General features: G+C 73.0%; 5 protein-coding genes. All 5 read right to left on the bottom strand.

The annotated features are described in order from the left end of the window. Positions 1-1,307, bottom strand: a 1,307-nt coding sequence (locus ACFXMF_RS34620) for a type I polyketide synthase (RefSeq protein ID WP_379992008.1), incomplete at its 3' end; no start/stop codon positions are given. A 38-nt stretch (positions 1,308-1,345) separates the two neighbouring features. Further along, positions 1,346-7,750 carry an SDR family NAD(P)-dependent oxidoreductase gene (locus ACFXMF_RS34615; RefSeq protein ID WP_379992007.1) on the bottom strand — a complete coding sequence of 2,135 codons (6,405 nt, stop codon included), beginning with the start codon at positions 7,748-7,750 and terminating at the stop codon, positions 1,346-1,348. 38 nt (positions 7,751-7,788) lie between these two features. Further along, a complete protein-coding gene (locus tag ACFXMF_RS34610; protein WP_380020959.1) occupies positions 7,789-12,660 on the bottom strand; it encodes a type I polyketide synthase in 4,872 nt (1,623 codons plus the stop codon). Next, positions 12,657-23,237, bottom strand: coding sequence for an SDR family NAD(P)-dependent oxidoreductase (locus tag ACFXMF_RS34605; protein ID WP_380017789.1), 10,581 nt, complete (start codon positions 23,235-23,237; stop codon positions 12,657-12,659). Before ACFXMF_RS34605 ends, ACFXMF_RS34610 begins: the two co-directional genes overlap by 4 nt. A 78-nt stretch (positions 23,238-23,315) precedes the next feature. Continuing rightward, on the bottom strand, positions 23,316-26,024 hold a 2,709-nt coding region (locus ACFXMF_RS34600; protein ID WP_380020957.1), incomplete at its 5' end, for a type I polyketide synthase.

Raw genomic sequence — 26,024 nt, 5'->3', positions numbered from 1 at the left:
CCCGAAATCCCGAACGACGACACCCCCGCCCGCCGCGGCAAACCACCCACCGTCGACCACGACCGAGCCTCCGCCAACAACCGCACCCCACCCGAGGACCAATCCACCTCGGGGGTCGGCTCGTCCACGTGCAACGTCCGCGGCAGCACGCCCGCCCGCATCGCCAGGACCATCTTGATCACACCGGCGACCCCGGCGGCGGCCTGCGAATGCCCGATGTTGGACTTCACCGACCCCAGCCACAACGGACGATCCGCCGGCCGACCGCGCCCGTAGGTCGCCAACAGCGCCTGGGCCTCGATCGGATCGCCCAGCGCCGTCCCGGTTCCGTGCGCCTCGACCACGTCCACATCGCTCGGCGCCAGGCCCGCGTTGGCCAACGCGGCCCGGATCACCCGCTGTTGCGAGGGACCGTTCGGCGCCGTCAACCCGTTCGAGGCGCCGTCCTGGTTGATCGCCGAACCCCGCACCACGGCCAGCACCTCGTGGCCGTTTCGCCGGGCGTCCGACAACCGCTCCAAGGCCAACACGCCGACGCCCTCGCCGAATCCCGCTCCGTCGGCCGCGGCCGAGAACGCCTTCGCTCGGCCGTCGGTGGCCAGCCCGCGCTGGTGGGAGAACGCGGTGAACACGGTCGGCGTCGCCATCACGGTGGCACCACCGGCCAACGCCAGATCGCACTCGCCCGCCCGCAACGCCTGGGCGGCCGAGTGCAGTCCCACCAGTGACGACGAACACGCGGTGTCCACCGTGACCGCGGGGCCCTCCAGGCCCAGTGCGTAGGACACCCGGCCGGACATCACACTCGCCGAACACGCGGTGGCCAGGTAGTTCGCGTACTCGCCGCCCGATCCGGCGAACAGCGAGAAGTAGTCCTGACCGATCGTGCCGAAGTAGACGCCGGTTCGGCTGCCCTGGAGCGACCGGGGGTCGATCCGGGCCCGCTCGATCGCCTCCCACGAACACTCCAGCAACAACCGCTGCTGCGGATCCATCGCCAACGCCTCACGCGGCGAGATCCCGAAGAACTCGGCATCGAACTCCCCGGCGTCGTAGAGGAATCCGCCCTCGCGGACATAGGAGCGGTTTTCGTCGAACGCGGCGTCCAGGTCCCAGCCCCGGTCGGTGGGCAGCGGTGCCAGTGCGTCCACGCCGTGGTCGAGCAGCTCCCAGAACCGTTCCGGCGAACGGGCTCCGCCGGGCAGTCGGCAGCTCATGCCGATGATCGCGATCGGCTCCGCGTCCTTGCGCTCGGCCTCGCGCAGCCGCTGTCGTACGCTGCGCAGATCGGCGACGGTCTTCTTCAGATAGTCGCGGAGCTTTTCCTCGGTGGACCCGGCCGTCATCAGGACTCTCCCAGGTCGCTGTCGACCATGGCGAAGATCTCCTCGTCGGTGGCCGCCGACAGGTCGTCGTAGTCGGTCACTCGCTCCCGCGCGGCCGTCGCCGCGCGCCACTCGACGAGCAGCGCCTCCAGGTGGATCGTCACGTCCTCGACGCCGTCGGCGTCCGGGTCGAGACCGCGCAGTTCGCCGCGCAACCGGCCGACCGCGGCCAGTACCGGCTCGGTCGGGGACACCGGGTCGGTGGTCAGCAGCCCGTCCAGGTACTTGGCCAGGGCCTGCGGTGTCGGATGGTCGAAGACCACGGTGGCGGGCAATCGCAGCCCGGTGAGCGCGGTGAACCTGTTGCGCAGTTCGACCGCGGTCAGCGAGTCGAAGCCCAGCTCCCGGAAGGGTCGGTCCGTGGCGATCGCGTCCGCGGTGCCGTGGCCGAGCACCGCCGCCGCGTGCTCGCGCACCAGGCCGAGCAGCAGTTCACCGCGTTCGGCCGCGGTCAACGACGCGAGTTGCTGTTCCAGACCGGAGTCCTGCACGGCGGCGCTCACCGTGCGCCGGGTCGCGGAGCGCACCAGTCGGCGGAACATCGCCGGCACCTCGCCACTGCGGCCCCGCAGGCCGGCGACGTCCAGGTGCATGGGCAGCAGCAGTGCCTCGCCCGTGTCGCGGGCGGCGTCGAACAGGGCCAGTCCGTCCTGTTCGGACATCCCGGCGACACCGTTGCGGGCGATCCTGGCCAGCTCGGTGGAGCCCAGTCGTCCGGTCATCGCGCTGCGGTCGGTCCACAGGCCCCAGGCCAGCGACTGGCCGGCCAGGCCCGCCGCGCGGCGGTGTTCGACCAGTGCGTCGAGGAAGGCGTTGGCCGCCGCGTAGTTGGATTGACCGGCGCCGCCGAGGACCCCGCTGGCGGAGGAGAACAGCACGAAGTCGGTCAGTGGCGCGTTGCCGACCAGTCGATGCAGGTTCCACGCCGCGTCGACCTTCGGGCGCATCACGGTGTCGAGGCGTTCGGGGGTCTGCTTACCGATCACTCCGTCGTCCAGCACGCCCGCCGAGTGGATCACCGCGACCAGCGGGTGCCGGTCGTCGACCGAGCGCAGCACCTGCTCCAGCCGCTCGGCGTCGGCCAGATCGCAGGAGGCCCAGGTGACGGTGGCGCCGAGTTCGGTGAGTTCGCGTACCAGTTCGGTGCGTTCGGCGCTGCGGCCGATCAGCAGCAGGCGGGTCGCGCCGTGCTCGGTGACCAGGTGTCGGGCGACGAACCCGCCCACCGTGCCGCCGGCTCCGGTCACCAGCACCGTGCCGTCCGTCCTGATCGCCCGGGGAACGGTGAGCACGATCTTGCCGACGTGCTTGGCCTGGCTGATGTGCCGGAACGCCTCCGGCGCCCGGCGGACGTCCCACTGGGTGATCGGCAGCAGCCGCAACTTTCCGGCCTCGAACAGTCGGACGATCTCGGCGAGCATCTCGCCGGTCCGTTGCGGACCGGCCTCGACCAGGTCGAAGGCCCGGTAGGCGACACCGGGATGGGTCTCGGCCACCTGCTCGGGGTGTCGGATGTCGGTCTTGCCCATGTCCACGAACCGGCCGCCGCCGGGCATCAGTCGCAGCGAGGCGTCGACGAACTCCCGGGCCAGCGAGTTCAGTACCAGGTCCACACCGCGTCCGTCGGTGGCCGCCAGGAAGTTCTTTTCGAAGTCGAGGGTGCGGGAGGAGGAGATGTGCGCGTCGTCCAGCCCCAGTTCGCGCAGCGTGCCCCACTTGCCCGGACTGGCGGTGCCGAACACCTCGGCGCCCAGTTGCCGCGCGATCTGCACGGCCGCCATGCCCACACCGCCGGCGGCGGCGTGGATCAGTACGCGGTCGCCCGCGCCGACCCGGCCGAGGTCGCACAGGCCGTAGTAGGCGGTGAGGAACGCCGCAGGCACCGAGGCCGCCTGGGTGAAGGTCCAACTCGCCGGGATCCGCGCCAGGTAGCGGTGGTCGGTCACCGCGAGCGGACCGAAGCCCGCGGACAGGATGCCCATCACCCGGTCGCCCGGGGCCAGGTCCGGTACCGCGCCGCCGACCTCCACCACCACGCCGGCGGCCTCGCGGCCCAGCGTCAGGTCGTCGTCGACCATGCCCAGGGCGGCGACCACGTCGTGGAAGTTCAGGCCGCCCGCGTGTACCGCGACGCGCACCTCGTGATCCGCCAGTGGCTTCTCGGCGTGCGGGTAGGCGCCCAGGGTGAGGTTGTCGAAGGTGCCCGGTTCGGTGATCTCCAGTCGCCAGGCGGCCGTTCCGGCGGGCGGCACGAGGTCGGTGGGCGTGACGCGCAGCAGTCGGGCGGCGGTGGCCTTGCCGGCCCGGACCATGACCCGGGGTTCGTCGGCGTGGATCACCTCGGCCAGCGTCGAGAGCGAGTCCGCGTGGTCGTCGACATCGACGAGGGTGATCCGCCCGGGGTTCTCGGTCTGCGCGGATCGCACCAGGCCCCAGACCGGGCTGTGGATCAGGTCTCCGGGCAGGGCGTTGCGGGTGACCACGACCAGCCGGGAGTCGGCGAACCGTTCGTCGGCGAGCCAGTCCCGGATCACGGCCAGCACGTGCCCGACGGCCGCCCGGACGGCCGCGGGCACGTCCTGGTCGGGCCGGGTCGGGTGCACGCACGGCAGCACGAGCACCTCGGGTACCGGCTCGACGGACGCCGGCTCGGCGGCGGTGGCCACCTGCCAACCGGCGGTCTCCAGGGCCGGGGCGAGGCCGAGCGGGTCGTCCCCCAGCACCGCGGCGCGCGCGGCTCGGGCGTCGGTCCCGACCACGGGGACGGCTTCGTCCCAGCCGACCTTGAACAACGATTCCGGGCGCTTGGCCGCGAGTTGGTCGGCTTCGACCGGCCGGGTGGCGAGGTTCGCGAGGCTGAACACCGGCAGTCCGGTGCCGTCCCAGGCGTGCCAGGACCTTCCCTGTGCACCGGCCGGGCCGACCCGCACCCGCAGGGACCGGGCGCCGGTGGCGAACAGTTGCACGTCGGTGAAGGAGAACGGCAGCCGGGTCTCGCCGGCGCCGAGCGCACCGACCGCGCCGGCTTGGAGCGCGGCGTCGAACAGGCCCGGGTGCAGGCCGAATCCGGATACGTCGACGTCCTCGGGCAGGTCGACCTCGGCGAACAGTTCCTCGCCCGCCCGCCACACCTTGCGGACGCCGCGGAACACCGGTCCGTAGCGGTATCCGGCGTCGTCCAGTCGCTCGTAGAACCCGTCCGCCTCCACCGGGGTCGCCCCGGCGGGCGGCCAGACCGCCATGCTCTGCGGCTGCCGTCCCTCGATCGTCAGGAACCCCTCGGCGTGCGTCACCCAGTCCTGTTCGGCGCCGCGCGAGTGCACCGACACCGACCGCCGCTCCGGCTCGCCGATGTCGGTGACGACCACCCGGATCTGTACCGACTCCGTCTCGTCCAGCACCAGGGGTGCCTGCAGGGTCAGTTCCTCGACGCAGCCGAAGCCGACCTGGTGGCCCGCGTGCAGGGCCTGCTCGACCCACACCACGCCCGGCACCAGCACCGAGCCGAGCACCTGGTGATCGGCCAGCCACGGATACTGCGTCAATGCCAGCCGGCCGGTCCACGCCCACTGCCCGCCCGGCAACTCCACCGCTGCGGGCAGCAGTTCGTGGCCGGCCTCGACCAGTCCGGCCGCGCCCACGTCACCGGCGTGCGCACGCGGCGGCTCCAGCCACAGGCGCTCGCGCTGGAACGCGTAGGTGGGCAGGCCCACCCGCCGGCCGCCGGGCACCATGGCCGGCCAGTCGATGGGCAGGCCGCCGGCCCAGGCGTCGCCGGCCGAGGTGATCATCCGCGCCAGGTCGCCCTCGTCGCGGCGCAGGCTCTGCAGGACCACGGCCTGCCCGCCGGCCTCGTGCACGGTCTCCTCGATCCCGACCGTCAGGACCGGGTGCGGGCTGCATTCGAGGAACACGGCGTGGCCCTGGTCCAGCAGGTACCGGACACCGGTCCGGAATTCCACCGTCTGCCGCAGGTTGCGGTACCAGTACTCGGGGCCAAGCTCGACGGTGTCGATCCGCTCGCCGGTCACCGTCGACACGAACGGCAGCTCGCCGGTGCGGGGCGAGATGCCCGCGAGGGCCGCGAGCAGTTCCTCGCGGATCGTCTCCACCTGTGCGGAGTGCGACGCGTAGTCCACGTCGATCCGCCGGGCCCGGATCCCGTCGGCCTCACACGCGGCGAGCAATTCCTCCAGGCCGGCGACGTCGCCGGAGACCACGGTGGACGAGGAGCCGTTGACCGCCGCCACCGACACGCCCGGGTAGTCGGCCAGCAGCGGCAGGACCCGCTCCCGGGACAACGCCACCGACACCATCCCGCCCGGGCCGGAGAGTTTCTCGGCGATCAACCGGCTCCGCAGTGCCACCACCCGGGCGGCGTCCTCGACGGACAACGCCCCGGCCACCGTGGCGGCGGCGATCTCGCCCTGCGAGTGCCCGATCACCGCGGCGGCCGAGACACCCCAGGACCGCCACACCTCGGCCAGCGACACCATCACCGCCCACAACGCGGGCTGTACGACCTCGACCCGGGCCAGGGCGGCGGCGTCGTCGAGCACGTCGAGCGGCTCGAAGTCGACGAACGGAGCCAGCGCCTTGGCGCACCGCCGCATCGAGTCCCGGAACACCGCGGAGGACTCCAGCAGTGCCCGGCCCATGCCGAGCCATTGACACCCCTGGCCGGCGAACACCAGCACCGCACCGTCTCGCACAGTGGCCGCCGGGCCGTCGGGGCCGGTGGCCACTGCCGCCAGGCCCGCGAGCAGTTCCTCCCGGTCCCGGCCCACCACCACCGCGCGGTGCTCGAACGCGCTGCGGGTGGTCGCGAGCGACCAGCCCACGTCGACGGGGTCCAGATGCGCCACCCGCGCGCCCAGTTGCGCCGCCTGTGCCCGCAGTGCCGCCGCGGTGCGGCCGGACAACACCCACGGCAGCGCGTCGGGCACCGGTGCGCGCTCGGCCCGGTCCCGGACGGACTCGGCGGGCGGCGCCTCCTCGACGATCACGTGGGCGTTGGTGCCGGAGATCCCGAACGAGGACACCCCGGCCCGGCGCGGCCGGCCGTGCCCGGCGGACCATTCCTGCGGCGACGCCAACAACCGCACCGAGCCCGAGGACCAGTCCACCTCCGCCGTCGGCTCCTGCACATGCAAGGTCCTGGGCAATACGCCTTCGCGCAGCGACAGCACCATCTTGATCACGCTCGCCACGCCGGCGGCGGCCTGGGTGTGCCCGACGTTGGACTTCACCGACCCCAGCCACAGCGGACGATCCGCCGGCCGCCCCTGCCCGTACGCGGCCAGCAGCGCCTGCGCCTCGATCGGGTCGCCCAGGGCGGTACCCGTGCCGTGCGCCTCGACCACGTCGATGTCCGAGGGGGCGAGCCGGGCGTTGGCCAACGCCGCCTGGATGACCCGCTGTTGGGACGGCCCGTTCGGCGCGGCCAGGCCGTTCGAGGCGCCGTCCTGGTTCACCGCCGAGCCGCGCAGCACGGCCAGCACCTCGTGGCCGTTGCGCCGGGCCTCGGCGAGCCGCTCCAGTACCAGTACGCCGACGCCCTCGGCCATGCCCATGCCGTCGGCGGACGCCGAGAACGCCTTCGAGCGGCCGTCCCAGGCCAGTCCCCGCTGCCGGGAGAAGGACACCAGCGCCAACGGGGTGGACATCACCGTCACGCCGCCGGCCAACGCCAGGTCGCATTCCCCGGCCCGCAGCGCCTGCGCGGCCAGATGCAGCCCGACCAGCGAGGACGAGCACGCGGTGTCCACCGTGACGGCGGGGCCCTGGAGACCGAGCACGTAGGACACCCGGCCGGAGACCACGCTGGACGCGTTGCCGGTCAGCAGGTGGCCCTCGGAGCTCTCCGCCCCGCTCGTCCTGCCGTAGTGGCCGTTCCAGGCGCCGATGTAGACGCCGACGTCCGTGCCGCGCAGCGACACCGGGTCGATGCCGGCCCGCTCCAGCGCGCCCCAGGAACACTCCAGCAGCAGCCGCTGCTGCGGATCCATCGACAGGGCCTCGCGCGGCGAGATGCCGAAGAACCCGGGGTCGAACTCCCCCGCGTCGTACAGGAAGCCGCCGTCGCGGACGTAGCACTTGCCCGGCTCGTCGGGGTCCGGGTCGTACAGCTCGTCCAGGTCCCAGCCGCGATCGTCGGGGAACCCGGCGACCGCGTCGACGCCGTCGTCGAGCAGCGTCCAGAAGTCCTCGGGCGACCGCACGCCGCCGGGATAGCGGCAGCCCATGCCCACGATGGCGATCGGCTCGCAGTACCGGTCCTCTGCCTGCTGCAACCGCTCCGTCACGTCCGCCAGGTCGGCGGTGACGCGCCGGAGATAGGTGCGGAGCTTGTCTTCGTCCCCCATGGAGAGACCCATCCTTTTCGCGTGGTAGTCGACAGAGGTCAGGAACGGCCGAATTTGGCGTCGATGAAGTCGAAGAGATCGTCGTCGCTCACGTCGTCGACCTGTTCTCGGGAAGCACTCTGATCGCCGCCCCGGGCCTGGTCCCATCCGGTGAGCAGGGCGCGCAGCCGCGTGGTGAGCGCCGCCCGCTCCCGGACGTCCGGCACGACCGCGGGCAGGGTGTCGCAGGACAGTGCCGCGACGGTGGACTCCAGTCGGGCCAGGTCCTCGAACAGGGCGGAGCGGACCGGGTTTTCGTCGAAGGCGAGCCGCGAGCCGAGGTACGTCGCGAGCGCCGCGGGGTTCGGGTGGTCGAAGACCAGGCCGGCCGGCAGGCTCAGCCCGGTGGCCGCCGCGAGCCGATTGCGCAGCTTGACCGCGGTGAGCGAGTCGAAGCCGAGGTCGCGGAACGACCGGTCGACCGGGACCGCGGCCGCGTCGGGGTGCCCCAGCACCACCGCGGCCTGCGCCGCCACCGCGCCGAGCAGCGCCCGACGTCGCTCGTCCCCGGAGAGCGTGGCCAACCTGGCGACCAGGTCCGGGGTCTGCTCCGCCGGTTCCGGCGCTCGCACCGGCCGGGCCTCGGGAATCTCGCCGATCAGCGGCCGATCGCGCGCCGACGTGTAGCGCGCGGCGAAGGTCGGCCAGTCGATGTCCGCGACGACGAGGGTGCCCTCGTCGTGTTCGAGCGCCTGATCCAGGGCGCCGATCGCGACCTGCGGATCCATGAACCGCAGCCCCTGGCGGTGCAGGCGCTCCTCGGCGGCCCCCGTCGCCATCCCCTCGCCGGCCCAGGCGCCCCAGGCCACCGACGTGGCGGCCAGGCCCCGACCGCGGCGGTGTTCGGCGAGTGCGTCCAGGTCGGCGTTGGCCGCCGCGTACGCACCCTGTCCGCCGCTGCCCCACACTCCCGCGCCGGAGGAGAACAGTACGAAGGCGTCCAGATCGCCGAGCAGTTCGTGCAGGTTTCGCGCGCCCGCCGCCTTCGGCGCGAGCACCGCGGCGATCTCGGCCGCGTCGGTGTCCAGCAGCCGCGCGGACCGTCCCGAGCCCGCCGTGTGCACGACGGTGCGGATCGGCGGGCCGGCCGTGCGCAGTTGCTCCAGGAGCGTGGCCAGGGCGGCGCGGTCGGCGACGTCGCACGCGGCGATGGTGACCCGGGCGCCGAGGGCGACCAGCTCCTCGCGCAGTCGATCCGCGCCTTCCGCGTCCGGGCCGCGGCGGCTGACCAGCACCAGGTGCCGTACACCGGCGTGCGCCAGCCGGCGGGCGACGTGGCCGCCCAGTCCGCCGGTGCCGCCGGTGATCAGCGCGGTGTCGCGGAACTGCGGCGCGCTGCCCGCGCTTTCGGATGCCGGGGCCCGGACCAGCCGCCTGGCCAGCAGCCCGGCCGGGCGCAGGGCGAGCTGGTCCTCGCCGTCCGGGGTGGACAGGGCGGCGAGCAGCAGGGCCGCCGTACGCTCGTCGAGTTCGGCCGGCAGGTCGAGCAGACCTCCCCACGACTCCGGGTGTTCCAACCCGAACACCCGTGCAAGACCCCACAGTTGCGCGGATTTTGTGGAGTCCACCGAGTCGGTGCCGGTGGCCGCGACGCCGCCGCGGGTGAGCGTCCACAGGCGGGCTCGCACTGCGGCGTCGGTCAGCGCCTGGACGAGCAGCACGGTGTCCGACACGGCACGGGGCAGTACGTCGTGGTCCCGGTGCGTGGTCTCGGCCAGTCCCAGCAGGGACACCAGCGCGGTGGGGCGGGCGACGCCCAGCCGCTCGGCGAGCGTCGCCCGGGTGTCCTGTGGTCCCAGGGCCAGGAGGTCGACGTCGGCGCCGGCGCCGGCCAGGGCCGCGCGGATCCGGTCGGTGTCCGCGTCGTGTTCGAGTTCGGCGGGCACGACCACGGTCCAGCGGGCGATCGGCTCGGCGGGGGGCCGGGGGTCGGCGACCGGCCGCCAGACGACCCGGTAGCGCAGGGCGTCCGCGGCGAGTTTGCGCCGCCGTTCCCGACGCCAGTCGGCCAGCGCCGGCAACACGTGCGCCAGGGGCGGGCGCAGGTCGTCGTGGTCCTGCCCTGCCGGACCCCGCAGCAGGGCCGCCAGTCGGTCCGGGTCGCCCTGGTCGACGGCGGCCCAGAAGTCCTGGTCCCCCTCCTCGGCGGCGGGCCGGGGCCGGTCCGCGGCTTCCAGCCAGTAGCGCGAGCGTTGGAAGGCGTATCCGGGCAGTTGCACCCGCCGGCCGCCGGCCAGCAGCGGCGTCCAGTCGATCTCGACACCTCGAATCCAGGCTTCGCCGGCCGCCGTCACCATCCGGGTGAGGTCTCCCTCGTCCCGGCGCAGGCTCTCCAGCACCACCGCCTGATGGTGCTGGGCCGTCTCCTCGATGCCGACGGTCAGGACCGGGTGCGGGCTGGACTCGATGAACACCGCGTGCCCCCGGTCCAGCAGGTGGCGCACACCGGCCCGGAATTCCACGGTCTGCCGCAGGTTCCGGTACCAGTACTCGGGGCCCAGTTCGGCGGTGTCGATCCGCTCGCCCGTCACCGTCGACACGAACGCGAGTTCGGCGGTTCGCGGGGTGATCCCGTCCAGCAGGGTGAGCAGTTCGTCGCGGATCAGCTCGATCTGCGCGGAGTGGGAGGCGTAGTCCACGTCGATCCGCCGGGCCCGCACCCCCTGCCCCGCACACGCGGCGAGCAGCTTGTCCAGCCCGGGGATGTCACCGGAAACCACGGTGGACGACGACCCGTTGACCGCCGCCACCGACACGTCGGGGTAGTCGGCGAGCAGGGCGACCACCTCGTCGCGCGGCAACGCCACCGACACCATCCCGCCCAACCCGGACAACCTCTCGGCGATCAGCCGGCTCCGCAACGCCACCACCCGCGCGGCGTCGTCGACGGACAGCGCCCCGGCCACCGTCGCGGCGGCGATCTCACCCTGCGAATGCCCGATCACCGCGGACACCGGCACACCCCAGGACCGCCACAGCGCGGCCAGGGAGACCATCACCGCCCACAGCGCGGGCTGCACGACCTCCACCCGTGCCAGCGCCGTCTCGTCCGTCAGTACGGCCCGCACGTCGAAGTCGACGAAGGGCCGCAACGCCTCGGCGCAACGCCCCATCGACTCGCGGAACACCGCGGCCGACTCGGACAACTCCCGCCCCATGCCGACCCATTGGCAACCCTGGCCGGCGAACACCAGCACCACGCCGCGGTGGACGCCGGCCGCCCCGGGATGCTCGCCCCCGGCGGCCACCGCCGACGTGCCGGCCAGCAACTCCTCGCGGCTGCGGCCGACCACCACGGCACGGTGCTCGAACACACCGCGCGTGGCGGCCAGCGACCAGCCCAGGTCCAGCGCGGCCGATTCCGGACGAGCGGTGGCGTGCGCCGCCAACCGCGCGGCCTGTGCCCGCAACGCCTCGGGCGACCGGCCGGACAACACCCACGGCAGTACGTCGGGGCCGGCCACCACGACGTCGTCGGAGGGCTCGTCCGGGGCCTGTTCGACGATCACGTGCGCGTTGGTGCCGGAGATCCCGAACGAGGACACCCCGGCCCGGCGCGGCCGACCGTGCTCGGCCGGCCACGCCTGCTGCGCGGTCAGCAGTCGCACCGCGCCCGAGGACCAATCCACCTCGGGAGTCGGCTCGTCCACGTGCAACGTCCGCGGCAACACGCCCGCCCGCATCGCCAGCACCGTCTTGATCACGCCGGCGACCCCGGCGGCGGCCTGGGTGTGGCCGATGTTCGACTTCAGCGAGCCGAGCCACAGCGGACGATCGGCGGGCCGACCGGGTCCGTAGACCGCCAGCAGTGCCTGTCCCTCGATCGGATCACCCAGCGTGGTGCCGGTGCCGTGCGCCTCCACCGCGTCGATCTGATCCGGCGTCAGCCGGGCGTCGTCCAGGGCCTGCCGGACGACCGCCTGCTGCGACGGGCCGTTCGGCGCGGTGAACCCACTGCTGGCACCGTCCTGGTTCACCGCCGAACCGCGCAACACGGCCAGCACCTCGTGCCCGTGCCGCCGGGCGTCGGAAAGCCGCTCCAGCACCAGCACCCCGACACCCTCGCCGAAGCCCGTGCCGTCCGCCGTGGACGAGAACGCCTTGCAGCGACCGTCCGCCGCGAGTCCGCGCTGCCTGCTGAAGGTGGTGAACACGGTCGGCGCCGAGATGACCGACGCTCCGCCGGCCAACGCCAGCGAGCACTGTCGTTGCCGCAGCGCCTGCGCGGCCAGGTGCAGGGCGACCAGCGAGGACGAACAGGCCGTGTCCACGGTGACCGCGGGCCCGGTCAGCCCGAAGGTGTAGGAGATCCGCCCGGAGGCCGCACTGCCGGCGTTGCCGATGCCGACGAACGCCTCGACGTCCTCGTCGAGGCGAGGCAGTCGGGTCGCGTACTCGTGGGTCATCAGTCCGGTGTAGACACCGATCGGGCTGTCCGCGAACGCGGCCGGGCCGATGCCCGCCCGCTCCAGGGCCTCCCACGAACACTCCAGCAGCAGCCGGTGTTGCGGGTCCATCGTCAACGCCTCACGGGGCGAGACACCGAAGAACCCGGGGTCGAAGTCGGCGACGTCGTAAAGGAATCCGCCTTCGCGCACATAGGACCTGCCGGGCGCGTCCGGGTCGGGATGGAAGAGGTCGGCGTCCCAGCCCCGGTCGGCCGGGAACGGCGCGATCGCGTCGCGGCCCTGTGCGACCAGGTCCCACAGCTCCTCCGGGGTGCGGACGCCGCCGGGGAAGCGGCAGGCCATCGCGACGATCGCGATCGGCTCGACGGCCGCCGACTCCAGTTCGCGCACCCGCTCGCGAGCGGACCGCAGTTCCGCGGTGACCCGTTTCAGGTATCCGAGCGCCTTGTCGTCGCCGTTCACTGCGCACCTCCGATTCCCAGCTCGTCGTCCAGGTAGGCGTAGATCTCGTCCGCGGTCGCGGTATCCAGGTCGCCGACGTCGTCGGCGGGTGCGGCCGACGACCGCAGCTCCGCCAGCAGGGCGGTCAGCCGTTGGGCGATCAGGCCCCGGTCCAGTGCGTGCGAGGTCGGGCCGGTGAGGTCGCGGCGCAGCACGTCCAGCCGTTCCAGCGCCGATCCGGTGGCGTCGACCGTGCCCACCAACCGCCCGACCAGGTAGGCGGCGAGCCGTTCCGGGCTCGGGTGGTCGAAGACGGTGGTGGCGGGCAGCCGCAGATCCAAGTGCTTGGCCAGCCTGTTGCGCAGCCGTACCGCGGTCAGCGAGTCGAAGCCCAGGTCGAGGAAACCTCGCGAGGGGACGATCGCGTCCGGGCTCTCGTGGCCGAGCACCGCGGCCGCCGCGCCGAGTACGACGTCCTGCACCAGGTGCAGCCGTTCCTCGCCGCTCAGCTCGGCCAACCGCTGTGCGAACCGTCCGTCGGTCGCCGGAACCGCGGCGGCGACCGTCCGCCGCGGCGCCCGCACCAGGCCGCGCAACATCGCCGGCACCTCGTGCCCGGACCCCGTGTCGAGTCGGATGGGTACCGCGAGCGGCGCAGCGACGCCGAGCGCGGCGTCGAAGGCGGCCAGGGCCTCGGCGGCGGACAGCGCGCCGACCGCGGCGATGTTGCGCGACGCGGACCCGACCTGCCTGGTCATTTCGCTGCGCTGGGCCCACAGTCCCCAGGCCAGCGACAGGCCGGGCAGGCCGCGGGCCGCGCGGTGCGCGGCGAGCGCGTCCAGGAAGCCGTTCGCCGCCGCGTAGTTGGCCTGGCCGGCCGCGCCGAGGACCGAGGCGGCAGAGGAGAACAGTACGAACGCGCTCAGCGGCAGGTCGGCGGTCAGTTCGTGCAGGTGCCAGGCGGCATCGGCCTTGGGGCGCAACACCGCGTCCAGCCACTGCGCGGGTTGGTTGCCGAGCACGCCGTCGTCCAGCACACCGGCGGCGTGCACGACGGCGGACAGCGGGTACTCCGGGTCCACTCCGGCGAGCAGTTCGGCCACGGCGCCGCGGTCGGCGACGTCGGCCGCCACGATGTCGACGTGTGCGCCCAGTTCGGTGAGTTCGGCGTGCAGCCGGTCGGCGCCGGCGGCCGCGGGGCCGGCGCGGCCGACCAGCAGGAGCCGGGTGTTGCCGTGTGTCTCCACGATGTGCCGGGCCAGCAGTGCGCCCAGGGTGCCGGTGCCACCGGTGATCAGGACGGTGCCGGTGCCCAGCGAACCGCCCCCGGTCGGCTCGCCGATCCGGGCCAGTCGGGGCACCTTGCCCAGGCCGGCCCGCACCAGCACCTCGGGTTCGGGGCCGGCCGCGAAGCCGGGCACGGTGGCGGTCGAGTCGGGGTGGTCGTCCAGGTCGAGGAGGGTGATCCGGTCCGGGTTCTCGGTCTGCGCAGTGCGCAGCAGTGCCCGGACGGTGCCGTGCACGAGGCCGTCGCGGGACTCGTCGCGGGTGACCACGACCAGGCGGGATTCGGCGAAGCGGGCGTCGGTGAGCCACTCCTGCAACACGCCGAGGACCCGCCCGGTCGCCGCGCGCACGGCCGCGGGCGGCTCGTCGCGATCGGCCGCGGGCCACCGGCACGGGAGCAGAACCAGGTCGGGCACGATCCGTACGGCGGCCGGGTCGGCGGCGGTGTCGACCCGCAGGCCCGCGTGCTCCAGTGCGGCGGCCAGGTCGAGGGGGTCCGGGCCCAGGACGACCGCGGAGCCGGCAACGGATCCGGGGGCCGGGGTCACCGGCTGCCAGTCGATCCCGAACAGGACTTCCGCGGGCTTCGTCGCCAACTGCCCCGCGTCGACCGGCCGGGTGGCGAGCCGTCCGATGTCGAACACCGGGAGTCCGTCGCCGTCCCAGGCCCGCCAGGAGGATTCGCGCGGGTCGATCCGCACCCGCAGCGCGGTCGCGCCGGTGGCGAACAGGTGCACGTCGGTGAAGGAGAACGGGAGTCGGGTCTCGCCGGGACGGTGCCCGGCCGCGTCGTCGAAGGCGATGCCGTGCAGGGCCGCGTCGAAGAGTGCGGGGTGGATGCCGAACCCCTCGCTCGTCCCGTCCCCGGGCAGCGCGATCTCGGCGTACAGCTCCTCGCCGCTCCGCCAGATCCGCCGCAGGCCGCGGAACGCGTCGCCGTAGTGGTAGCCGGCCGCTTCGAGTCTCTCGTAGAACCCGTCGACGTCGAGCGCCGCGGCCCCGGCGGGCGGCCACTGCGTGAGAGCGGCGGGGGGCGGAGCGGCCACGCCGAGGATGCCCTCCGCGTGGGTGGTCCAGGTCCCGTCCGGGCGCTGCGAATGCATCGACACCGCCCGGCGGTCGGGGTCGTCGAGCTCGGTGACCACCACCCTGATCCCGGCCGGAGCCGACTCGTCCAGCAGCAGCGGTGCCTGGAGGTTCAGCTCCTCCACGGCGCCGAAGCCGACCCGGTGTCCGGCGTGCAACGCCAGTTCCACCCAGGCCACGCCGGGCAGCAGTACCGATCCCAGCACCGCGTGGTCCGCCAGCCACGGAAACGCCCGGGTGGAGGGTTGTCCGGTCCACACCGACCGGCCGCCCGGCAGTTCCACCGTCACGGGAGCCAGCGCGTGCCCGGCCTCGGCCAGTCCCACCGCGGCCACGTCGCCCGCGTGGCCGGGCGTCGCGTCCAGCCAGTGTTGCCGGTGTTGGAAGGCGTAGGTGGGCAGTTCCACCCGTCGGCCGCCGGCGAGCAACGGCATCCAGTCGACCGCCACACCCCGGGTCCAGGCTTCGGCCGCCGCGCCGACCATCCGGGTGAGATCGCCCTCGTCCCGACGCAGGCTCTCCAACGCCACCACGCCGTCCGCGGTCTCTTCGATGCCCACGGTCAGTACCGGGTGCGGGCTGGCCTCCAGGAAGACCCGATGTCCCCGGTCCAGCAGGTACTGCACGCCCGCCTGGAACTCCACGGTGCGGCGCAGGTTGCCGTACCAGTATTCCGGGCCCAGTTCGGCGGTGTCGATGCGCTCACCGGTCACCGTCGACACGAACGGCACGTCACCGGGCAGCGGACGAATCCCCTGCAACGCGGTCACCAACTCGTCGCGGATCGACTCCACCTCTTGCGAGTGCGAGGCGTAGTCCACGTCGATCCGCCGGGCCCGGATCCCGCCGGCGTCGCAGGAGGCCAGCAGCGCGACCAGCCCGGCGAGGTCGCCCGAAACCACGGTGGACGACGGGCCGTTGGCGGCCGCGATCGACACGCCGGGGTGCTCCGGGAGCATCGCGACGACCTGGTCGCGGGGCAACGCGATCGAGGCCATCCCGCCCGGGCCGGAGAGTTTCTCGGCGATCAACCGGCTGCGTACCGCCACCACTCGGGCGGCGTCCTCGACGGACAACGCCCCGGCCACCGTGGCGGCGGCGATCTCGCCCTGCGAGTGCCCGATCACCGCGGCGGCCGAGACACCCCAGGACCGCCACACCTCGGCCAGCGACACCATCACCGCCCACAACGCGGGCTGTACGACCTCGACCCGGGCCAGGGCGGCGGCGTCGTCGAGCACGTCGAGCGGCTCGAAGTCGACGAACGGAGCCAGCGCCTTGGCGCACCGCCGCATCGACTCGCGAAACACTGCGGACGACTCGGACAACTCCCGGCCCATTCCCACCCATTGGCATCCCTGGCCGGCGAACACCAGGACCGGACCGTCGTCCACGGCGACCGCATCGGCGCCGGCACCGTCGGCGGCCACCGCCGACAGCCCGGCCAGCAACTCCTGCCGGTCCGCGCCCACGACCACCGCACGCTGCTCGAACGCGCTGCGGGTGGTCGCCAACGACCAACCCACGTCCAGGGCGGTCGAGTTCGGCTTGGTCGACAGGTGCTCGGCCAACCGTGCGGCCTGCGCCCGCAGTGCCTGCGGCGAGCGGCCGGACAACACCCACGGAATCACGTGCGGCGCGGGTGCCGGTGCCTCGTCCGGTTGTTCGTCCGGTATCTGTTCCAGGATCAGGTGCGCGTTGGTACCGCTGATGCCGAACGAGGACACCCCGGCCCGGCGCGGCCGGCCGTGCTCGGCGGGCCACTCCTGCTGCGCGGTCAACAACCGCACCGCGCCCGAGGACCAATCCACCTCCGGCGTCGGCTCGTCCACATGCAGCGTGCGAGGCAGCACCCCTTCGCGCATCGCCCGGATCATCTTGATCACACTCGCCACGCCGGCGGCGGCCTGGGTGTGGCCGATGTTGGACTTCACCGACCCCAGCCACAGCGGACGATCGGCGGGCCGGCCCTGCCCGTAGGTGGCCAGCAGCGCCTGGGCCTCGATCGGATCGCCCAGCGCCGTCCCGGTCCCGTGCGCCTCGACCACGTCCACATCGCCCGGTGCCAGGCCCGCGTTGGCCAACGCGGCCCGGATCACCCGCTGTTGCGAGGGACCGTTCGGCGCCGTCAACCCGTTCGAGGCCCCGTCCTGGTTGATCGCCGAACCCCGCACCACCGCCAGCACCTCGTGCCTGTGCCGCCGGGCGTCGGAAAGCCGCTCCAGCACCAGGATTCCGACGCCCTCGGCCCAGGCCACGCCGTCCGCGGCCTTGGCGAACGCCTTGCTGCGGCCGTCGGCGGCCAGTCCGCGCTGCCGGGAGAACTCGACGAACGGACGCGGGGTGTGCATCACCGTCACCCCGCCGGCCAACGCCAACTCGCACTCGCCCGCCCGCAACGCCTGGGCGGCGAGGTGCAGTCCGACCAGGGAGGTCGAGCACGCCGTGTCCACGGTGACCGCCGGGCCGACGAAGTCGAAGGTGTAGGAGATCCGCCCGGAGGCGATGCTGCCGGCGCTTCCGGTGCCGAGCGTGCCCTCGTATCCGGCCGGCACCGCGCCCAGCCGGGAGGCGTACTCGTGGTACATCACGCCCGCGTACACCCCGGTTCGGCTGCCCTTGAGCGAGACGGGGTCGATGCCCGCGTGTTCGAGCGCCTCCCACGAACACTCCAACAGCAGGCGCTGCTGGGGGTCCATCGCCAGCGCCTCGCGGGGCGAGATCCCGAAGAAGCCGGCGTCGAACCTGCCCGCCTGGTGCAGGAAACCGCCCTCGCGCACATACGACTTGCCGACCGCGTCCGGGTCGGGGTCGAACAGGTTCCGGGTGTCCCAGCCGCGGTCGACCGGCCACTCGGATATGCCGTCGCCGCCGGAGACGACCAGGTCCCACAGGTCGTCGGGTGTGCGGACGCCGCCCGGGTAACGACCGGCCATGCCCACGATGACGATCGGATCGTCCTGGACCGGCGCGGCGACCTCGGTGTTCGCCGCCGCCTCCGGCTCGGGCACGATCAGCCGGGTCAGCACATGCTCGGTGATCGCCCGTGGGCTCGGGTAGTCGTAGGTCAGCGTGGCGGGCAGCCGCAGGTCGGTGGCGGCGGCGAGCCGATTGCGAAACTCCACCGCGGTCAGCGAGTCGAAGCCGGCCTCGTGCAGGTTCTGCTCGGGTCGCACACCGTCGGCGGCGTTGTAGCCCAGGGTGTCGGCGACGGCGCTACGCACGATGTTGAGCACCATCCGGCTGCGTTCGGCGCCGGTCAGCCCACCCAGCCGGTCCGCGAGCGAGGAGTCCCGCCGGGCGCGGGCCGGTTCGCGGACCAGACCGCGCATCGGCACCGGGAGGTGCTCGCGTCGGGCGCGCAACATCGCGGTGTCCACCCGCATCGGCAACAACACGGCGTGCTCGGCGGCGCATCCGGCGTCGAACAGCCGCATGCCCTCCTCGGAGGTCAGCGCGGTGACGCCGATCCGCGAGATTCGGGTGAGTTCGGCGTCGCCGAGACCGCGGGTCATGCCGCTGTCCTGGGCCCACAGCCCCCAGGCGAGGGAGACCGCGGGCAGCCCGAGCCTCCTGCGGTGGGTGGCCAGCGCGTCCAAGTAGGCGTTCGCGGCGGCGTAGTTGCCCTGCCCGGCGGCGCCGAGGGTGGCCGCGGCCGAGGAGAACAGCACGAACGCGGCCAGGTCCAGGTCGGCGGTCGCCTCGTGCAGGTGCCGGGCGCCGTCCACCTTCGCCGCGAACGAGGTGTCGATGCGTTCGGGGGTCAGTGCGTGCAGGACACCGTCGTCCAGGACACCGGCGGTGTGCACGACCGCGGTGAGCGGATGTTCGCCCGGTATCGAGGCGAGAAGTCGGTCCACCGCGGCGCGCTCGGACACGTCGCAGCGCACCGAGGTGATCTCCCCGTCGAGCAGTTCGCTCCCCGGGGCGGGCCTGCCGCTGCGACTGGCCAGGATCAGCCTGCGTACACCCAGGTTCCGCACGACGTGCTCGGCCACGAGTCCGGCCAGCGTTCCGGATCCGCCGGTGATCAGCACGGTGCCGTCGGGGTTCCACCCGGCCGGGGCCTGCCGCACGACGGCGGGGGCCAACCGGGGGACCAGGATCCTGCCGTCCCGGATCGCCGATTGTGGTTCGCCGGTGGCGATCGCCGCGGCCAGGGCGGGTGTCGCGGAGCCGGGATCGTCCACATCGATCAGCACGAAACGGTCGGGGTGCTCGGTCTGCGCGGTCCGGACGAGTCCCCACAACGGCGCGTGCACGAGATCCGGCTCGTCGTCGCCGATCACCACGGCCCGTCGGGTGACCAGCGCCAACCTGGCGCCGGTGTCGGCGGTCAGCCAGCGCTGGAGCAGGGCCAACACGCGGTGGGTGGCCGCGTGCGTGGCATCGGCCTCGGGCGCCGCGTCGACGTCGGCCTGGGGGGCGGTCTCCGTGTCGGTGTCGAAGCACCGCACCACCACGATGTCGCAGTCGTGCGCGAGTGCCTCCTCCGGCGTGCTCGCGGTGGCGATGCGCAGTCCGGAGCCGTCGGCCGCGGGCACCGGCGTCCAGTCGAGGCGGAACAGGGCATCGGATGTGCCGAGGTCGAGCGGCATGGCGGAGATCGGGCGCAGCGCCAGCGTATCGACGGTCAGGACCGGTCGGCCCGCGGTGTCGGTGACGTCCAGCCGGATGGCATCGGTACCCGCCTTGGAGATCCGCACCCGCACGGCCGTCGCGCCCCGACTCCACAGGGCCACCCCGGTCCAGGCGAACGGGAGGTACTTGCCGTCCGGCCGTTCGTGGAACTCGCCCAGCCGGGCGGCGTGCAGGGCCGCGTCGAGCAGGGCCGGATGCATGCCGAATCTCGCCGCCTCGGCGCCGGCCACCTCGGGCAGGGCGACCTCCGCGAAGATCTCGTCGGCCTGTCGCCACACGGCCCGCAGCCCTTGGAACAGCGGACCGTAGTGGTAGCCGTGGTCGGCCAGGCCGGGGTAGAAGTCGTCGAGGTCGACGGTCTGCGCCTGCGGCGGCGGCCACTGGGCGATCGACGGAGCGGGCTCCGGGGCATCCGCGGGAGCCAGCAGACCGCTCGCGTGCAGGGTCCACTCGTGCTCGACGTGCTCGTCGTGGGGCCGGGCGTGCACGGTGAGGGCACGTCTGCCGTCGTTCTCGGTGGCACCGACGACCATCTGCACCTGCGCCGAGCCCCGCTGCGGAATCACCAGCGGCTGATGGAGGGTCAGGTCCTCCAGGGCCGGGCAGCCGGCCTCGTCGCCGGCGCGCAGGGCCAGATCGACCAGTGCGGTGCCGGGCAGCAGCACCGAGCCCAGCACGGTGTGGCCGGCCAACCACGGGTGGGTGCGCAGCGACAACCGTCCGGTGAGCACCACCCTGTCCTCGCCCGCGATGGCGACGGTGGCGCCCAACAAGGGGTGCCGGGCGTCGGCGAGGCCGATCTCCGCCGGTTCGCCCGTGCTCGGGCCGGTGTGGATCCAGTAGTGCTGGTGTTGGAAGGCGTAGGTGGGCAGGTCGACGGCGCGAGCCTCGGCGAACGTCGGTGCCCAGTCGACCGGATGTCCGCCGACATGCACCGCGGACAACGCCGACAACACGGTCCGCACCTCGTCCTGCCCCGCACGCAACGCCACCGTCGAGGCCACCTCGACGCCGGCCTCGTCGGCGCACTCGGCGACCGCCCCGGCCAATGCCCCCGCGGGCCCCAGCTCCACCCACGTCGAGACACCCGCGTGCAACAGGGTGTGCACGCCCGCGCCGAACAACACCGGCTCACGCACCTGGCGAACCCAGTAGTCCGGCGAACACCACGCATCCGGATCCACCCACGAACCCGTCACACCCGACACCGCCGACAACCCCGGGCGGTCAAAGCGCACCGACTCCAGGACCCGCCGGAACTCCGCCGACATCGGCTCCATCAACGGGGAATGGAACGCGTGCGACACCCGCAGCCGACGCGCACGGCCGCCTCGCGCCGACACCTCGGCGACCACCGCCGCCACGGCCTCCTCGGTACCGGAGACCACCACCTGACCGGGCCCGTTCACCGAGGCGACCACCACACCCGGCGTCAACAGCCCCTCGACCTCGTCCGGCCCCAGTCCCACCGCCGCCATCGCACCGCCCGACGGCAACTCCTGCATCAATCGGCCGCGTGCGGCCACCACCGCGCAGGCGTCCGGCAACGACCACACGCCCGCGACGTGCGCCGCCGCCAACTCGCCGATCGAATGCCCCACCACGTGCCCCGGCCGCACCCCGAAGGATTCGGCCAGCCGGTAGAGCGCCACCTCGATAGCGAACAGCCCCGCCTGGGTGAACACCGTCTCGTCCAGCAGACCCTCGGTGCCCTCGGCACCGAACACCACGTCCCGCACCGGATGCATGACGTGGCCCGTCAACCGCCGATCCAGCTCCGCCGCCGCCGCGTCGAACGCCTCGGCGAACACCGGGAATCGCTCGTACAGACCCCGGCCCATCCCCGGCCGCTGGCCGCCCTGCCCGGCGAACACGAAGCCCAGGGCGCCGGACCGCGCCGCACCCGAAACCACACCCGGCCCGGCCCCTCCCCCGGCCACGGCACCAAGACCCGCGAGCAGTTCCTCCCGGTCCAGGCCCACGACCACCGCACGATGCTCGAAGGCGCTGCGGGTCGACGCCAACGACCAACCCACGTCCGGGACGGCCGACTCCGGGCTTGCCGACAGATGCGCGGCCAACCGCGCCGCCTGCGCCCGCAACGCCTGCGCCGTCCGCCCCGACAACACCCACGGCAGCACGGCCGGCGTCGAGTCGACGTCCGGGACCGGGACCGGGGCGACCTCCGGCGCCTGCTCGACGATCACGTGCGCGTTGGTGCCCGAGATGCCGAACGACGACACGCCCGCCCGGCGCGGCCGACCGTCCACGACCGGCCACGCCTGCTCCGAGGTCAGCAGCCGCACCGCGCCCGAGGACCAATCCACCTCGGGGGTCGGCTCGTCCACGTGCAACGTCCGCGGCAGTACACCCGCCCGCATCGCCAGGACCATCTTGATCACGCCGGCGACCCCCGCGGCCGCCTGCGCATGCCCCACGTTCGACTTCACCGACCCCAGCCACAGCGGACGATCGGTGGGCCGGCCCTGCCCATAGGTGGCCAGCAGCGCCTGCGCCTCGATCGGATCACCCAGCGCCGTCCCGGTCCCGTGCGCCTCGACCACGTCCACATCGCCCGGCACCAGGCCCGCGTTGGCCAACGCCTCGCGGATCACCCGCTGTTGCGACGGTCCGTTGGGGGCTGTCAACCCGTTCGACGCGCCGTCCTGGTTCACCGCCGTGCCCCGCACCACGGCCAGTACCCGATGGCCCAGCCGCCGAGCGTCCGACAGCCGCTCCAACAGCAGGATCCCCAGACCCTCGCCCCAGCCCGTCCCGTCGGCGGCGCCCGCGAACGCTTTGCACCTGCCGTCGACGGCCAGACCGCGTTGCCGGGAGAACACCTCGAACAGCCGCGGTGTCGGCATCACCGTCACCCCGCCGGCCAGGGCCAGTTCGCACTCCCCGGCGCGCAACGCCCGTGCCGCCAGGTGCAGTCCCACCAGCGAGGACGAACAGGCCGTACTGATCGTGATCGCCGGCCCCTCCAGGCCCAGCGTGTAGGAGATCCGCCCGGAGAGCACACTCGCCGACGCGGCGGTGGCCAGGTAGCCGTGCGACCGCTCGTCCGCACGCAGCAGCAGGGTGCCGTAGTCCTGACCGTTGCTGCCGACGAACACGCCGGTCCGGCTGCCCTTGAGCGACCGAGGGTCGATCCGGGCCCGCTCGATCGCCTCCCACGAACACTCCAGCAACAACCGCTGCTGCGGATCCATCACCAACGCCTCACGCGGCGAGATCCCGAAGAACGCCGGGTCGAACTCCCCCGCGTCGCGCAGGAATCCGCCCTCGCGGACATACGACTTGCCCGGCGCGGCCGGGTCGGGGTCGAAGAGGTTCTCCAGGTCCCAGCCGCGGTCCTGCGGGAACTCCGACACCGCGTCCACACCCGCGTCCAACAGTTCCCAGAACTCCTCCGGCGAGCGCACACCACCGGGCAGCCGGCAGCTCATGCCCACGATCGCGATCGGCTCGCGATCGCCGTCCTCCAACTCGCGCACCCGCTGCCGTGCCTCGTGCAGGTTGGCGGCGGCCTGCTTCAGATAGTCGAGCAGCTCTTCGTCGTTAGGCATTGGTGGATTCACTTCCGGTGCGTCCGTCGAGTCGGTGGTCGGCCTGCTACCTGCGCCGGGCATCCGGCAGCGGTCGAAGACGGTCAACTGTCAGCGGGAGATTCCGAGTTCGTTGGTGAGGAAGTCGAGCACCTCGGCACGGGACGCCGACTGGAGGTCGCGTGCGGGATCCGACCGCGGCGCACAGGCGGACTGGATCTCGTTCAATCTGTGCGTAATCCGGGAGCGTTCGTCCGCGTTCAGCTCGGCGACCGCGAGCTTGGCGCCCAGCGTGTCCAGTTGGGCGAGCAGGGCGTCCACGCCCCGGTCCTCGAAGGCCAGGTGCTCGTCCAGGTGTTCGGCCAGCGACGCGAGAGTCGGGTAGTCGTAGACGAGGGTCGCGGGCAGTTGCACGCCGACCCGGACGACCAGAAGATTGCGCAGTTCGACGGCGGTGAGCGAGTCGAAGCCGATGCCGTGGAAGGAACTGTCCGGTCCTATCGCGGACCGCGACGCCTGGCCCGCATCCGGGGCCGAATCGTGTCCCAGCACGGTGGTGACCAGTTCGTGCACCAGCTCCAGCAGAGCGGGTCCGCGCTCGTCCTCGGGCATCGCGGCCAGCGCGGCGGGCAGATCGGTGCCCCGCGTGGCCGGCCCGAGCTCGCCCAGTGCGCGCACCTCGGGGAGATCGGCGATCAGCCGGCTCGGCCGCGATGCGGTGAAGTCCGCGGCGAACCGCGACCAGTCGATGTCGGCCACGATGTGCGCGGCCGCCGGTTCGGTCATGACGTGTCGCAGCGCGGCGATGGCACGATCCGGCGCCATCAGCGGCAGGCCGTAGCGGCGGGTCCGGCTTGCGACGGCATGATCGGCGACCATGCCGTCGCCCTGCCAGGCACCCCAGGCGATCGAGGTGGTGGGCAGTCCGGCCGCGCTGCGCTGCTCGGCGAACGCGTCGAGGAACGTGTTGGCCGCGGCGTAGTTGCCCTGTCCCTTGGTGCCGACAGTCGCGGCGAGCGAGGAGAACAGCACCAGATGCGAGTCCTCGATCGACTCGTGCAGGTTGAGCGCACCCTTGATCTTGACGTCCAGTGCGCCCGCGAAACGTTGTGGCGTGAGCGAGTCGATCAAACAGTCGTCCAGCGTGCCCGCGGCGTGGATCACCGCGCTCAGCGGGCGGTCGGCGGGGATCGAGTCGACCAACCGGCGCACCGCGGCGGCATCGGTGACGTCGCACGCCTCGATGGCCACCGGCATGCCGGACGCGGTCAGCTCGTCGAGCAGCGCAGCCGCCCCCGGGGCCTCCGCACCGCGACGGCCGACCAGCAACAACCGCTCGATGTCCTGGGTGACCAGCCAACGCGCGATATTGGCTCCGACGCCGCCGGTACCGCCGGTGACCAGCACGGTTCCGCCGGGCTGCCATTCCCGGGCGGTGGTCGATGCGGACGAACGCACCATGCGCCGGACGAACACACCGTGCTCGCGCACGGCGATTTGGTCCTCCCCATCCGGCACGGCCAGCACGTCGGCGACCAGTTCCCGGATCCGGGCGTCGGCACGCTCCGGGAGGTCGACCAGCCCGGCCCACAGTTGCGGCTTCTCCAGCGCGGCGACCCGGCCCAGGCCCCAGACCTGTGCCTGACCGGTCTCCGCCGCAGGATCGGCACCGCCGACGCAGACCGCCTGCCGGGTGGCGACCCACAGGCGTCCGAGGCCGAGTTCCTCGCAGACCTGCACGGTGTTCGCGACGGCGGCCAGTCCGCTGGGCACCGCTTCCGCGTCCGGGTGTGGCCGGTCGTCGAACGCCAGCAGGCTGAGCACGGCGTCGATCCGCTGCCCGGCGACCGCGTCCCGCACGACGGCGGCTTGCGCGGTGCGATCCGCTGCGGCCGGAACCTGTACGCGGATCACCGCACAACCGCGCTCGGTCAGCATCTGCTCGGCGCCGGCCACCCACACGAAACGCTCGTCCGACTCGGGCACCAGCAACAACCAACGACCGGAGAGGCCGGCCGACGTCCCGGCCGAGCGCCGGCGCCAGTCGATCCGGTAGTGCCAACCGTCGCCCGGCGTCTGCGGCCGAGCGGTGAACAACGGGTCGACGTCCAGCCAGTAGTGCCGATGTTGGAAGGCGTAGGTGGGCAGGTCGGTCAGGGTCGCGGCGGTCCCGGTGAACAGGCGGGACCAGTCGACGGTGTGGCCGGCGGTGTGCAGGTGGGCCAACGCGGTCACGGCGGTACGCACCTGCGGTCGGTCCCGGCGTTGCAGCGCGGTGAACGACGCGTCGGCCACGTTCTCCGGGCCCATCGCGGTGAGCACGCCGTCGGGGCCGATCTCCACGAACCGGGTCACACCCGCCGCGCGCAGTCGGGCGAGGTGATCGGCGAACCGCACCGGCTCGCGCACGTGATCCACCCAATACCGGGCCGAACACACCTCCTCGGCAGTCGCGGCCATCGGAACGACCGGCTCGGCCAACTCGACCCCGGCCAGCACCGCGGCGAACTCGTCCAGCACGGGATCCATCAACGGCGAGTGGAACGCGTGGCTGACGGTGAGCCGCCGGGTCTTGTGCCCCCGCTCGCGCAACTCCTCCGCGATCGCGACGACGACGTCCTCGACGCCGGAGATCACCACCGCCGACGGCCCGTTGACCGCGGCGATCCCCACCCGCGCCTCGTGACCGCGCAACAGATCCGAGACCTCGGCCTCGGTCGCCTGCACCGCGACCATCGCCCCGCCCTCGGGCAACGCCTGCATCAACCGGCCACGCGCGGCGACCACCCGACAGGCGTCGTCCAACGTCAACACCCCGGC

The organism is Embleya sp. NPDC059213 (genome assembly GCF_042754445.1).
GTDB lineage: Bacteria > Actinomycetota > Actinomycetes > Streptomycetales > Streptomycetaceae > Embleya.
Note: the sequence above shows the minus strand (reverse complement) of the source record. Positions and strands in the feature narration are given on the sequence as shown.

Coding starts and splice junctions, on each gene's coding strand:
- ACFXMF_RS34615 (WP_379992007.1), bottom strand. CDS start 7,750: ATGGGGGACGAAGACAAGCTCCGCACCTATCTCCGGCGCGTCACCGCC.